Source organism: Acinetobacter sp. TY2 (assembly GCF_046269225.1).
In the GTDB taxonomy this organism is placed as follows: Bacteria; Pseudomonadota; Gammaproteobacteria; order Pseudomonadales; family Moraxellaceae; genus Acinetobacter.
This window is the reverse complement of sequence record NZ_JBJZOR010000007.1, coordinates 55,470-69,247: the sequence shown is the minus strand read 5'-3', so window position 1 is coordinate 69,247 and position 13,778 is coordinate 55,470. Positions and strand designations below refer to the sequence as shown.

Sequence of the window (13,778 nt, the reverse complement as noted above, 5' to 3'; positions counted from 1 at the left end):
AGGTGCTTTTTGAACATCAGAAGGTTAAATTAAGCTTCTGGTGCTGCGCTGTATTGCTCAACCAATGGCTTTAATTCACCATTTTGGAACATTTCAAGCATGATATCGCTACCACCGATTAATTCACCATTGATCCACAATTGTGGAAATGTTGGCCAATTTGCAATTTGTGGCAAAAGTGCACGAATATCTTGATTTTCCAAAATATTTACATAAGCAAAAGGACGACCAATTTGGCTAAGTGCTTCGACTGCACGTGCAGAGAAACCACATTGTGGAAATTGTGGTGTGCCTTTCATATAAAGAAGTACAGCATGTTTAGCAATCTGATCGCGAATTAACGCTTCTGTATCACGTGCTTGTTCAGTCATTGATAAATCCTCAACTCATTCTGCGTGCATTATACCTAAATCCACCATAAAGAGTACGCCAAGATGATTATTTCCAATTTAATTTACATTTGGGCTTTAAATCTGTTCCGTATTTTGCTTATATAAACTTCCCCCTATTTCCTTCCTAACAGATAAGAGTTAGTCATGAATAACATTACCCTCGCTCCGGTACAACCTGATCAACCATCGCATTTAATGCCGGTATTTAGCCGCCAACCGATCAGCTTTGTCCGAGGCAGCGGTTCTTATCTTTACACTGAAGATGACACTGAATATTTAGATGCACTTACAGGAATTGCTGTATGTGGTCTAGGGCATGCACATCCTGTGATCGCTCAAGCCATTGCAGAACAAGCGGCAACCCTCATTCATACAAGCAATATTTACGAAGTAAATTGGCAAACAGCTGCAGCACAAAAACTTGCTGAAGTTTCAGGTATGGAAGAAATTTTCTTCTCAAACAGTGGTGCAGAATCAAATGAAGGTGCAATTAAAATTGCCCGTAAATTTGGTCATTTACAAGGTGTAGCAAGTCCTAAAATTATTGTTGCTGACCGTTCTTTCCATGGTCGTACAATGGCAACATTGTCTGCAACAGGAAATAAAAAAGTTCAAGAAGGTTTTGGTCCATTGGTCGAAGGCTTTATTCGTGTACCTTTTGGTGACATCGAAGCGATTGAAGAAGCAGCCATCAACCATCCTGACATCGTGGCAATTTTAGTTGAACCAATCCAAGGTGAAGGTGGTGTGAATACCGCACCTCAAGGATTTAGCTACTTAGAAGAAATTCGTCATATTTGTAATCAACATAATTGGTTAATGATGCTTGATGAAGTTCAAACTGGTAATGGTCGTACAGGAAAATATTTTGCTTATCAGCACACCAATATTATTCCTGATGTGATGACCACTGCTAAAGGTTTAGGTAATGGCTTTCCTATTGGTGCAGTAATGACTCAAGGTCGTGGTGTTGGTGTATTAACCGCAGGTAATCATGGCTCAACATATAGCGGTACTCACCTAGGTTCACGCGTTGTTTACACTGTGCTTGATCTGATTCAAAAAGAAAATATTGTTGAAAATGCTGCCGAAATTGGTACATATTTAGTCGATCAATTCCGCGTGCAACTTACTGATCTCAATGTGATTGTCCGTGGCTTCGGTATGATGATTGGTATCGAATTACCGAAAGATTGTGGCGACTTAGTCAATATTGCACGTGATGAACATAAACTGATTATTAATGTTACTTCTGGGAATGTCGTGCGTTTGCTTCCTGCACTCAATATGACACATGAACAAGCAGATGATTTGTTACAACGTCTTGTTCCTGCAATTAAAAACTACTTGGCTTAATCAATTATAACGTTTTTCCTCAGATGTAAAAAAGCCGCTTAACAAGCGGCTTTTTTATTCAATCGATCTTTTTAAGATGCTTCTTGGTATATTCTGCCACCAGGTAATTGGCAAAAATATTGTTTTAATGCATCAAGGCAACGATGAATTTTCATCGGTTGCTGTTCACGTTTTAGCATCATAGCATTGAGTGTAAATGTCGGGAGTTTCCATTCCGGTAACACTTCAACCAATGTTCCATTGATGAGTTCTTTTTGTACATCCAAATAAAGAATGCGTGCAATGCCATGACCGTTTTGACACAGTGATTTTGCAACAAAGACATTATTGGTTTGTACACGATTCTTCATTTCAAGATAAACAACTTCACCCGTTGCACCATGCTGAAATGAAAAATGTTGATAGTTCTTCATAATATTGATTGGAATCAAATCATGATTTTGCAAATCTTCTGGGCGCGAAATTGGCGATGTTTGGTTTAAATAACTTGGTGATGCAACCAAAACCTGATCAACACGGGCTAATGGTACACTGCTAACATTATTTGACTCATCGACTTTCGAACACATACGAATTGCTATATCAATTCGTTCTTGAATCAGATCAATAAAATGATTGTCTGCTTCAAAGTGAACCATCAGGCCACGGTGTGCAGACATCCAATGGGATAGTGCAGGAACAACATGAGTTGCTCCTAGCTCTGGCGTTGTGGCAATACGTAAATCACCGACTAAATCGTCTCTCAACTCATTTAAACGGATTTTTCCACGTTCTGCTGCGGCTAACATTTCCTGACAACTGTGAAAAAAGGCTTGTCCTGCTTCAGTCAAACTGAGTTTTCGTGTAGAACGGTGCAGAAGTGTAACTTCCATCTCATTTTCCAACGAACGAACTTGCTGACTGACAGCACTCGTAGTAATACCCAAATCACGGGCTGCACCACTAAAAGAACTTTTTTCAACAACGCAGGCAAATACGCCCATTGCTCGAAGTTGATCTAACATAAATTTCCCTCTGAAATCATGCGCTGCTTCACATTTTTTTATCTAGCAACTCATTGTATTATACGAAGAAATCTACACATTGCATTAAATATCTTTAATTAATCGGTAAAATATTTGCAGGGTTAATTGGCTTGCCATCTAAACGAACTTGAAACTCCAACATCGTTTGTGTTGTACCACTCGAACCCATCTCTGCGATCTTCTGACCAGCAATAACATTGTCACCACTTTTCACCAACATCTTACTGTTATGCGCATAGGCAGTAATATAACCATCTATGTGTTTAATGAGTACTAAATTGCCATATTCTTTCAAACCATCTGCGGCGTACACCACTTGTCCATTGGCGGCTGCTACAATCGGATCACCGACATTGCCACCGAAGCGAATACCCTTAACATTTTTTGTTAAATTAAAGTTTTCAAGCACTCGCCCAGTTGAAGGTTTAACCCAACGTAAATTGGTTACACTCACGACAGGCGCAGGTTGAGTTACCGAATTATTTTTAATGGTATTATTTGGTGTAGTCTGTACTGTTTGCTGTTGTGGCGTAGGTGTTTTATTTGGTGCAGGAATACTAATGGTCTGACGTTGAATTTGAGGTTCATTGCTGCTCAATGCCTGCGTCGTAGAACGATTATCACGATAATTGCCTGATTTTTTCAAACGCAGCGATTGATTGACATAAATACGATAAGGCTCAGCAATATCATTCATATTGGCAATACTTAAATAATCTAAACCATAACGGGCAGCAATCGCACTCAAGGTATCTCCCGAACGAACGGTATAATATTCGGGTGCATTGGCATAACGGACAGGATTATTGATTTGTGGCTTTGAAGCACAGCCTGTAATCAATACAGTTGAAGTCAAAGCAGCCGATAAAAAAATGGTCTTAACCCATACCTGTGGTTTAGATAAAAACTGCTGTGATCCTGCCATAAACATCGACGTCCCTCTCCTAGTTTAAGTTTTAAAATTTAAATACAGCTATAAATGCAATTAAGAGTAGCAAAAAATGCTCAAAATACGGCGTACAACCCCGTATTTTCACAAACTTATAACATAAGGTAGCATCAATCATTCAGTGCTTTTGTGACTGATCGTATCTTTCAGGTGACGCATTGTTCAAATGTGAAAAATCCGTGTAGATCTTGCACGATGATGATGCAACAACATTGTAATATGATGAATTATGTCTTCTTAATACGTTAAAGCTATATAAATTGGGCTTGTAAATCAGTCAAAATGCTGTAATTGGTCGCATCCATCTGAATTGGGGTAATACTGACAAAGCCATTTGCTACAGCAAAAAAGTCAGATTGTATGCCAAGATTACTTTTTGCTGGATCTGTCACTGCTTCACCTGCAAGCCCAATCCAATAGACTTGACGTCCTCTAGGATCAACATGACTACTGATCGGTTTAGATTGAATTCGACGACCTTGGTAAGTAATTTGTTGACCTTGTATTTCGGCAACATCAGGAATATTAATATTCAAAATATGTCGAGCAGGTAACTGTGGTAAACCACGTGCAATGAAATCATGTACCCACTTTGCTGCTTGTGCATAATCATCTGGGCTTTCATAACTTCGAACATTACTACCCGCCAATGAAACAGCAATCGCAGCTTGCTTCATGAGACGACCCTCAAATGCTGCACCCACTGTTCCTGAGTACAATACATCATCGCCCAAGTTTGCCCCACTGTTAATTCCACTAACGACAAGATCGAATTCAAAATCAAAGAGTCCATTCATTGATAAATAAACGCAATCTGCAGGTGTGCCATTGACTGCCCACATATCAGGTGCAACCTGAATAGGACGCAAAGGACGATCAAGTGTCAATGCACTTGAAAAGCCACTACGCTCACTTTCTGGCGCAACCACAATCACTCGACCAAGTGGTTTTAATGCTCGTGCAAGGGCTTGGATTCCAGGGGCAAAAACACCATCGTCATTAGCTATTAAAATATTCACATTTCATCCTATTGTATTACAGAGCGAGTCTTTTTCACGTGACTGCTCAGGTGATTTTGTTTCAACTTGTTAGTAAATTATATATATTGAACACGCTGAATTTACAGAAATTTTTTGGAAAAAATCATGCCAATACGTTCACTTAAATTTATACTTTTATCAACGCTTTTCACAATTTTCGCTCAATCATCTTTTGCAGATTCAGGACTTACAGCTGAAGAATCAGATAGCATTATAAAAGAAGATATTGCCGCAACTCAGGTTCTCATTGAGGTTTGCCCTGCTTTAACCGCAAATAATCCTAAAATTTTATCTTCGCTTAATAGCATGACACACACTTTTCTAAAAGAGTTACATAATCCATCAATCACTCTTGAACAACTCAAACAAGATGCTGAATACCAAACTATTTTCAAAGAAGCTAAAGCAGATGCGATAGCAGTAGATACAGCAGAACAAAAATCTGCATGTGAAGACTTATTGAATATGTAAGATTACACTGATTACTGTTAGAACTGTGAGCAAGGATGCTCAAAATAAATCCTCAATAAAAAGTCAATTTTCCATCAAATAGATAGTGCTTAACCCCAAAAGGCTTCACGCCTACATCTTCAATACATTTTCTCTATGTTTTTTCTATGCTTTTCTATTAGGCTATATAAAACATCACGTTAAACTACTCAAATACGTTCAACTGCAAAAATTGAGATATTCATGAATTCGAAGTTAATTAAACGCTGTTCTCTTACTATTCTTTTGCTGGGTTCTGTGCTGAGTCAAACCCATGCTGCTGATGAAAATATTGATGTCACACAAGCCAACGTGACCAATGAAGAATTGGCTGCTATTTTTGTTTTATCTGAAGTTTGCCCAACATTAGACCAAGCTGGTGATCAGTTTGATCAAGGTTATGCAAAACTAGTCAAAGCGTATTTACCAAATGAAAAAAAACCAGTTGCTGCTTTAAATACCATCGTACAGCAAGATAAATTTAAAGCTGCGCTTGATGAAGCACGCAATGATGCTAAAAAAGCAAGCGATGCCGATAACATCCAAATCTGTCAGGATGTAACCAATTTTAATTCATAAGTGCTTTAGCCAATGAATTAGTTACAATTCATAGAAAATAAGCCGATTTACCCCATAGAAGTCGGCTTTGCTTTGTCCTAGAATACCAAGCTCGTTTGTGCTCTTATAATGATTGGAACTGACCAGAATGACCCGTAAAAGCGCCTTTGCTGCATTACTACTATTACCCTCTTTTACTTACGCAGCAACAGTTCTGTCCACACCACCAGAATTAAATAACAAATCTTATGTTTTAATGGATTATGAAACTGGACAGATACTGGCATCTAAAAATGAAAATGAGAAGTTAGCCCCTGCATCCATGACAAAAATGATGACCAGTTTCATCATTGAACAAAAACTATTGAAAGGTGAACTGACTGAAAATGAAAAAGTTCGCATGAATGAGTCAGCATGGTGTAAAGGTAGCAGTACAGAATCATGTATGTATGTTCCTTTAAACGGCAATGCCACTGTTTTGGAAATGTTACGTGGCATTATCATTCAGTCTGGTAATGATGCATCTAAAGCCATGGCTGAACATATTTCGGGTAACGAAGGTTCTTTCGCTTATGCAATGAACCAAGAAGCCAAAAAAATTGGCATGACTAATACCAATTTTATTAACTCAACAGGCATGCCTGCTGAGGGACATTATTCAACTGCAAAAGATATGGCAACACTTGCAAAACATATCATTCATGACAGCTCAAAATATTATCCGATCTATTCTGAAAAAGAGTTTACTTTCAACGGTATTAAACAAGGTAACCGTAATGCCTTGCTTTATACTGATCCAAGTGTTGATGGTTTAAAAACAGGTCATACCGATGAAGCAGGTTTCTGCTTAACCACTTCTGCTAAACGTGGTCCACTACGCTTAATCTCGGTAATTTTTGGTGCACCATCTATGAATGAACGTGCAAACCAAACACGATCATTATTGGCTTGGGGTTACTCAAATTTTGAAACCATCAGTGTTCAACCAGCAAACCAAGTTTTAGCAAAAGCTAAAGTTTACTTTGGAAAAGAAAATACGGTACAAATTGGTTTAGCTGAAAACTTTAATGTCACGATGCCTAAAGGTCAGGCAAATGCCATTAAAACGCAAATTACAGTACAACCAAACCTCAAAGCACCATTAAAACAAGGTCAAGTGGTTGGTAAATTAACAGCGACTTTAGATGGTAAAGTGATTGCTGAAAAACCATTAGTTGCATTAAAAGCAGTTGAAGAAGCAGGCTTTTTCTCTCGTATGTTTGATCATATCAAGCAATTTTTTAGCAACTTATTCTAAGTATTGATCATTGAAGTATATCAATTACTTCAAAAACTTAACGAATAAAAAGAAGCGTTCATATATCTAATATGGACGTTTTTTTATGATAATTTACTTTTATTTAGAACACGGATGCTACGCATGAAAAAGAATATTCGCCCCTACTTAGACACTCACCCTAAAATTGACTCAACCTGCTATATCGATGAATTATCTGTAGTGATTGGTGATGTTATTTTGGCTGAAAATGTGTCGGTTTGGCCTTTTGCCGTGATTCGTGGTGATGTCAATTTTATTCGCATTGGTCGAAATTCAAATGTACAAGATCATGCCATGTTACATGTCAGTCATAAAAATGACAGTAAACCTGAAGGTTCTCCGTTAATTATTGGCGAAGATGTCACCATTGGACATCATGTTACGTTACATGGTTGCACAATTGGCAATCGTGTTCTCGTTGGAATTAATACCATTGTTTTGGATGATGTGATTATTGAAGACGATGTGATGATAGGTGCTGGCTCTTTAGTACCCCCACGCAAACATCTTGAAAGTGGTTTCCTATATGTGGGTAGCCCTGTTCAAAAAGTTCGCCCATTAACCGACAAAGAAAAAGCCTTTTTACTGTACTCAGCACAAAATTACGTTAAAGTATCCAGTCATTATTTATAGCAAAAATAGATTTTAAGTCCGCTAAATATTCCCATCTGCCAATCAATGATATGAATTTTGATACATCATATATGGCAAGATAGGAATATCTTTACTTAACCGAAGTTAAAGTTTATTTCGCTGGCATATGCTTTTGAATAAAGGCAAGCAATTCAGGATTTTTCTGAACAATTGCTGCTGTATGTGACGCGTCTTTTACAGGAAGGAAAGTAATATCAGGAGACTTTAAATCATCCTTCAATTTTTTCACAAGTGCTTCTGTCACAGGATATGGAACGCTCATATCTGCTGTTCCCTGAATAATTAAAACTGGCTTATCCAATTTTTTTGTTCCAGGCTGACTATTCTTAATAAATTGAGCAATTTGAGGAAGTTGATAGAACTTAACTTCATCCAATCCTGGGTAATCTAATACTGATTTACCAGGGTTTTCAGTCAAAAATTTAACAATATCCATTGTAAATAAGTAGCGAATGCTTTGTTCAGGCAAATTTTTAGCATCTGGACTATCTAAACATAAACCATTTTCACCTGTCGAGCCTTCTGCTTTTTCAGCAATTAACTTAGATCGCTGATCAAGGAAAATATCACGATACTCAAATGAAGGATCTACCGCTTTAATACCCACTCCAGCAAATGCAGCATAACTTAATAGAGTTGCATAAGCACCAATAGAACCTGCGGTTGCTCTCTCTGCTAAGGTTTTCCCTGCTGCAATTTCTAACGCTTCAGCTTGTTTTAATGCAGCTGGTGCGACCTTAAAGATAATTGTATCTAAACTTGAAGCAGGTGCCCCAGCAACTGCGCCTTTATAATTTACATCTGAATTTGCAAATTCAGCAGTTCCAAGAGATGCTTGCCCGCCCTGTGATTGTCCTGCAGACATCCACTGTTTGTTTAATTTACTGCCGTAACGCTCCTGAGCCGCTTTAACTGCATAAATCGCAGATTTAGCTTCACTTTCTAAATGTAAATACGGATGAATCCCTTTAGTCCCCATGCCTTCATAGTCAGGTGCAACAATTACATAGCCTGCTTCTAGCAAACTTTTTGCTAAAGGATCTTTAAAGCGTGCACCCTGAATATTATTGGTTGGTGCACAATTGTCAGCATTTCCTAAAGTACCGTGCTCCCATACAACAACACGGTAACCATCCTGTGGCTGTGCTGTCTGAGGGAAAATAACCATGGCAGTTGCTGTGGCTTTTTTACCTTGAACATTGGTCATATTATAGGTCATGACCTGAATTGGATCTGCAGAAGCACCGTCTGGCTTATCAAACTTATAAGGTAATTCAGAAACGAAGAATTTTTCTGGTGCTACAAAATTATCGTGGTCATTGTCACTATCATTACAAGCCGTTATGAATAATGCAGAGCTACAGCACAAAACAAGCAATGTTTTTTTAAATAATTGATTCACAATATCATCCTAATCATTCTATCTATGCCTCCTCATGAGGCACATGACAATAAAAACACAATTAGAATAATAACTCTACTTTTACATCATTAACTCAAATTAAAATACAATTGTATTTTCACAAAATTACATCATTACTCAATAAAAATCACATTTTATTTTAATTATTTAAAAAGCATCACATTGCATTTCAATCATTTTGATATCGATTAGATTACGGCTATAAAAAGCTCAATCATATTCATCATCATTTGAACGATCATACATCTTATATATTCAAACTATACATAAAGCGTGGTTGAAAGCTGACTCATAAAATAGACAGCTTAATTAGATCAATTCATCTCTCTTTTCTATTTTAAACATTTATGTCTTAATACAGCGCCACAAAAATGCCTAAAAAGATGATCAAACCCACCCAACGGTTATGTCGAAATGCCCAGAAGCATTGTTCTGGATTACGTTCTTTCGTGCGTGTCCATTGATAAATGAAATCAGCACTAACGACTAATAATGCAATCAAGCCAAAAGGTATTAATATATTTTCTAAATAGAGTGCACCACCTATCAGCACCATACTTAGTAACTGTAAAATTGAAATAATTTGAATATCGTAACGACCAAACAAAATCGCTGTCGATTTCACCCCAATTTTTAAATCATACTCGCGGTCAGTGATAGCATATTGAGTATCATAAGCCACTGTCCAAGCCAGATTTCCAAAATATAATAACCAACACGTTAAATCAGGTGTGACCCCCATCGCTGTGTATCCCATGGGAATTGACCATGAAAATGCAGCCCCCAAAAACACCTGAGGAAGATGAGTATAACGTTTCATAAACGGATAAATAAATGCTAAAAACAGTGCACCAAACGACCAATAGAATGTTTCAATTGGCAGAAAAAGCAACATCACAGCACTGGCAGCTACTAACGTTAAAAAAACAAAAATTGCTTCTTTCGCACTAATAATTCCTGTTGCAAGCGGACGATTTTTAGTACGTTCCACTGCGCCATCCACTTTACGATCCGCAAAATCATTAATCGCACATCCAGCCGCGCGCATGAAAATAGTGCCCAAAATCATTGGAATCAAAATTGCAATAGGTGGTATTCCCTTCGCTGCAATCCACAGTGCCCACATGGTCGGCCAAAAAACCAATTCTGTACCAATCGGCTTATCAAAACGGCATAAGTAATAATAAGCCTCTAGTCGTTGTTGCCAAGTGGGATGTTGCGCTATTGCCATGACCAATCCTTCAATACGCTATTTTGAAATATTCTGTTGCTGTAAATATTGTTCAAATGCAGGTAAAAATGTTTCTTGCACAATAAATTTACAACCATGCCAAGTATAGCAACTTTGACGCGTCCAACCGTCTTGAAGTTTTAAAACTCGTCTTTCACAGACAGGATTGGTACGTTGAAATAGATATCGACCGATGGGCTTTTTACCAATATGTTTAAATAATCGAGCTTTGCCATGAATACTTAAAATAGGGAAAATACTTTTGGCTTTAACCCAAGGCTGATCATCACACCCGTACAGAAAACTCTCTCGAACCCAAGAGGTATGCTGTGACGGCATGGACATCCATTGACTGTCGATTTTGGACATTCTTTGATAATGTTCTTGAATGGGTTGTACTTTAAATACACCACCTGCAATATCAGTTAACTGTTGTGTTAAAGAACCTGAAGCATACAACCATGGTTTCAAGGCTATAGGAATAGATTTAGCCTGGATCATACTTGCCCGCTTGTTCCGCATACGCTCAATGCTCATTTTTTAAAATTGTGAGAAGTTTAACTTAAATTTAAGTCATATATCGTTAAAAAAGTTCAGATCAAATCTCATGATTCAAGCATTATCTGTTTTAGCAATCACTTCAAATTTACCTTGAGGCGTTTTCACCAAGATTAAACCTTCAGCACTTAAATAAAATATTTCAGGATACGGGTAATCCAATGCCAATTCAGGATTTTTTAATGCAACAAATTGCGCTTGCTTATAACCTTCAAGCGTTCTTGCTACTTCAATATAGGTCACTTCAGAAAAATTGAGTTTAAACCCTTTTTCTTGATCTTTCGGATCAATCCAAGGGAAAAATCCAATATGCTTTTTACGTTGTGCCATATCAACATTCACAAATGATCTAAAAATAGATCATACAAAAAAACCCGCACTTGGCGGGTTTTTTCTCACTTAAATTCTAAAAAGAATTACAAGCTGTAGTACATATCAAATTCAACTGGGTGAGTAGTCGTATTTAAGCGACGAACTTCTTCAGTTTTCACTTCGATATAAGCATCAAGCATATCTTTAGTGAATACGCCACCTTTAAGTAGGTAGTCGTGATCCGCTTGAAGTGCTTCAAGCGCCATATCTAGGCTATGCGCAACTGTAGGGATTTTCGCTTCTTCTTCAGGAGGAAGATCATACAAGTTTTTGTCAGCAGCTTCACCTGGATGGATCTTGTTCTGGATACCATCAAGGCCAGCCATCAACAATGCTGCAAAACCTAAGTACGGGTTCATCATTGGATCTGGGAAACGCGCTTCAATACGTTTGCCTTTCGGGCTAGAAACGTAAGGAATACGAATAGATGCAGAGCGGTTACGTGCTGAGTAAGCAAGCATAATCGGTGCTTCATAATGTGGCACTAAACGCTTATATGAGTTCGTAGAAGGATTTGTGATCGCATTCAATGAGCGTGCATGTTTAATTACACCACCAATGAAATATAAAGCCATTTCTGATAAGCCAGCATATTCATCACCAGCAAATAAGTTTTTGCCATCTTTTGCAATTGAAATATGAACATGCATACCTGAACCGTTATCGCCAACCATTGGTTTAGGCATAAACGTTGCAGTTTTAGCGTACTGGTGCGCCACGTTCCAAACAGCATATTTGAACTGTTGTACTTCGTCAGCTTTACGAACCATTGTGTTGAAGCTCACACCAATTTCTAACTGGCAAGATGCAACTTCATGGTGATGCACTTCTACACGACCTGGGCCCATGATATCTTCAATACGAGCACACATATCTGCACGCATATCATGTGAAGAATCTACAGGGGGTACTGGGAAGTAACCACCTTTAACACGTGGACGGTGACCTGAGTTTCCGCCTTCATAGTCTTTGTTTGTTGACCAAGCAGCTTCTTCAGCGATCAATGTATGGCGCGCGCCAGACATATCAATTTCCCATTTCACTTCGTCAAAAACGAAGAATTCTGGTTCTGGACCAAAGAATGCAGTATCACCAATACCTGTAGATTTTAAGTATTCTTCTGCACGGCGAGCAATAGAGCGTGGATCACGGTCATAGCCTTGGCCTGTAGATGGCTCAATCACATCACAAGTCACAACCACAGTTGCTTCAGCAAAGAACGGGTCAAGAAATGCAGTATTCGCATCTGGACGCAAAATCATGTCAGACGCTTCGATGCCTTTCCAACCAGTGATTGAAGAACCATCAAACATTTTACCATCTTCGAATGTATCTTCATCAATGGTATCTGCTGGGTAAGTCACATGTTGCTCTTTACCCTTAGTATCAGTAAAGCGAAAATCGACCCATTTTGCGCCACTTTCTTTGATGAGTTCTAGAACCTTGTTCGCCATGCTCATTTTGCTCCAATGAATTTTTGTTGCACTTCAGAAGTGCGTGTTAGTAGTTGGTTAGTATTAAGCAATTCCCGTACCAACTTTTGAGAGACATTCCAAAATATTGAATTCTTTATCAGAATATAAGCAATACAGGTTTATCTTCAGCGTTATTATACTGAGTGCAGTTATAATTGCACCATATCAAAACACACATATCATTCTAAATTAGGTAACGAGATTCTTATTGCACTATTTTTGTGCACATTATAAATAGTGCTTTAATCTGGTGCTGTATAAATATAATTTATCACTTTTTACATACATTTTTTTTGTAAAAAAATCCATTTTACAAAAAAATGGATTTCTCATTTTAATTTAATTATGCATATTCAATTTCAGCCCGAGCAATCAGCGCTTCAACGACCAATAACACATCGTCTTTTTCACGTGCATCAATGGCAAATACAGGCATGTTATAGCCATTTAAGTCCATCCAATCACGGTATTTTTTTAGTAATTGTTGTGAGTCTTCATCAACATGTGTAATTCCAACAATAATGTTGTTTACATATTCTTTAAATGAATTGTGATAGAATTTTAAATCATCAAGTGCCGTTTTTTTAGAATGGTCGATTAGAACAACAGCACCTATTGCCCCTTTACAGATCACAGACCATACAAAATCAAAACGATCTTGTCCTGGTGTACCATATAAACCAACGGTAATGCCATCATCAAGCTTAATTTCACCGTAATCGATTCCCACCGTAGTCAAAGCTTTGCTATGCGACTGCTCATCCGTGTTATACGCTTCTGTAGATAAGACATTAATTTCTGAAAGTGACCTAATGGCTTCTGTTTTACCTGCCCCCATTGTTCCACCAAATACAATTTTATACTTCTGTAAAATCACACTGAACCCCTATTTTATTTATATGAACGACCCTGTTTTTATCTCTTTTACAGAGTGTCAC

The 13,778-nt window shown here is 37.9% G+C and carries 15 protein-coding genes; 5 read left to right on the top strand and 10 right to left on the bottom strand.

Features of this window, described 5'->3' with window-relative positions; translation table 11 throughout:
* Positions 1-29 precede the first annotated feature (29 nt).
* Positions 30-371, bottom strand: coding sequence for a Grx4 family monothiol glutaredoxin (gene grxD, locus ACK1JC_RS06265; RefSeq protein WP_409511007.1), 342 nt, complete (start codon positions 369-371; stop codon positions 30-32).
* A gap of 165 nt (positions 372-536) precedes the next feature.
* Here grxD and ACK1JC_RS06260 point away from each other — a divergent pair, with 165 nt between their 5' ends.
* Positions 537-1,748 (top strand): aspartate aminotransferase family protein, encoded by a 1,212-nt coding sequence (locus ACK1JC_RS06260; RefSeq protein ID WP_409511006.1) that lies wholly within the window; start codon positions 537-539, stop codon positions 1,746-1,748.
* A 71-nt stretch (positions 1,749-1,819) separates the two neighbouring features.
* On the opposite strand, the gene ACK1JC_RS06255 is transcribed toward ACK1JC_RS06260, so the two are convergent.
* The 3 genes from ACK1JC_RS06255 to surE form a co-directional block, all read right to left on the bottom strand.
* The gene (locus ACK1JC_RS06255; RefSeq protein WP_409511005.1) at positions 1,820-2,752 is read right to left on the bottom strand and encodes a LysR family transcriptional regulator; all 933 of its coding nucleotides are present in this window, start codon (positions 2,750-2,752) and stop codon (positions 1,820-1,822) included.
* A gap of 94 nt (positions 2,753-2,846) precedes the next feature.
* Positions 2,847-3,704 carry a peptidoglycan DD-metalloendopeptidase family protein gene (locus tag ACK1JC_RS06250; RefSeq protein ID WP_409511004.1) on the bottom strand — a complete coding sequence of 286 codons (858 nt, stop codon included), beginning with the start codon at positions 3,702-3,704 and terminating at the stop codon, positions 2,847-2,849.
* Positions 3,705-3,973: 269 nt separating this feature from the next.
* Positions 3,974-4,741 carry a 5'/3'-nucleotidase SurE gene (gene surE, locus ACK1JC_RS06245; protein WP_409511003.1) on the bottom strand — a complete coding sequence of 256 codons (768 nt, stop codon included), beginning with the start codon at positions 4,739-4,741 and terminating at the stop codon, positions 3,974-3,976.
* 126 nt (positions 4,742-4,867) lie between these two features.
* Between surE and ACK1JC_RS06240 the strand changes: the two genes are divergently transcribed.
* The 4 genes from ACK1JC_RS06240 (at position 4,868) to ACK1JC_RS06225 (ending at position 7,760) form a co-directional block, all read left to right on the top strand.
* Positions 4,868-5,233 carry an MCR_0457 family protein gene (locus tag ACK1JC_RS06240; protein ID WP_409511002.1) on the top strand — a complete coding sequence of 122 codons (366 nt, stop codon included), beginning with the start codon at positions 4,868-4,870 and terminating at the stop codon, positions 5,231-5,233.
* A 222-nt stretch (positions 5,234-5,455) separates the two neighbouring features.
* Positions 5,456-5,830 carry an MCR_0457 family protein gene (locus tag ACK1JC_RS06235; RefSeq protein ID WP_409511001.1) on the top strand — a complete coding sequence of 125 codons (375 nt, stop codon included), beginning with the start codon at positions 5,456-5,458 and terminating at the stop codon, positions 5,828-5,830.
* A 127-nt stretch (positions 5,831-5,957) separates the two neighbouring features.
* Positions 5,958-7,106 carry a D-alanyl-D-alanine carboxypeptidase PBP5/6 gene (gene dacC / locus ACK1JC_RS06230; RefSeq protein ID WP_409511000.1) on the top strand — a complete coding sequence of 383 codons (1,149 nt, stop codon included), beginning with the start codon at positions 5,958-5,960 and terminating at the stop codon, positions 7,104-7,106.
* A gap of 123 nt (positions 7,107-7,229) precedes the next feature.
* Positions 7,230-7,760 carry a gamma carbonic anhydrase family protein gene (locus tag ACK1JC_RS06225; RefSeq protein WP_409510999.1) on the top strand — a complete coding sequence of 177 codons (531 nt, stop codon included), beginning with the start codon at positions 7,230-7,232 and terminating at the stop codon, positions 7,758-7,760.
* 112 nt (positions 7,761-7,872) lie between these two features.
* On the opposite strand, the gene ACK1JC_RS06220 is transcribed toward ACK1JC_RS06225, so the two are convergent.
* The 6 genes from ACK1JC_RS06220 to ACK1JC_RS06195 form a co-directional block, all read right to left on the bottom strand.
* Positions 7,873-9,183, bottom strand: coding sequence for an alpha/beta hydrolase family protein (locus ACK1JC_RS06220; RefSeq protein ID WP_409510998.1), 1,311 nt, complete (start codon positions 9,181-9,183; stop codon positions 7,873-7,875).
* Positions 9,184-9,556: 373 nt separating this feature from the next.
* Positions 9,557-10,435 (bottom strand): 4-hydroxybenzoate octaprenyltransferase, encoded by an 879-nt coding sequence (gene ubiA, locus ACK1JC_RS06215; RefSeq protein ID WP_409510997.1) that lies wholly within the window; start codon positions 10,433-10,435, stop codon positions 9,557-9,559.
* Between the two features lie 18 nt (positions 10,436-10,453).
* Complete coding sequence (locus tag ACK1JC_RS06210) at positions 10,454-10,936, bottom strand: chorismate--pyruvate lyase family protein (RefSeq protein WP_409510996.1); 483 nt, start codon at positions 10,934-10,936, stop codon at positions 10,454-10,456.
* A gap of 111 nt (positions 10,937-11,047) precedes the next feature.
* Complete coding sequence (locus tag ACK1JC_RS06205) at positions 11,048-11,323, bottom strand: hypothetical protein (protein ID WP_409510995.1); 276 nt, start codon at positions 11,321-11,323, stop codon at positions 11,048-11,050.
* Between the two features lie 86 nt (positions 11,324-11,409).
* Entirely contained in the window at positions 11,410-12,825 is a 1,416-nt protein-coding gene (gene glnA / locus ACK1JC_RS06200) for a type I glutamate--ammonia ligase (RefSeq protein ID WP_409510994.1), read from the bottom strand.
* Between the two features lie 358 nt (positions 12,826-13,183).
* Positions 13,184-13,717, bottom strand: coding sequence for a GTP-binding protein (locus ACK1JC_RS06195; RefSeq protein ID WP_409510993.1), 534 nt, complete (start codon positions 13,715-13,717; stop codon positions 13,184-13,186).
* Positions 13,718-13,778 lie beyond the last annotated feature (61 nt).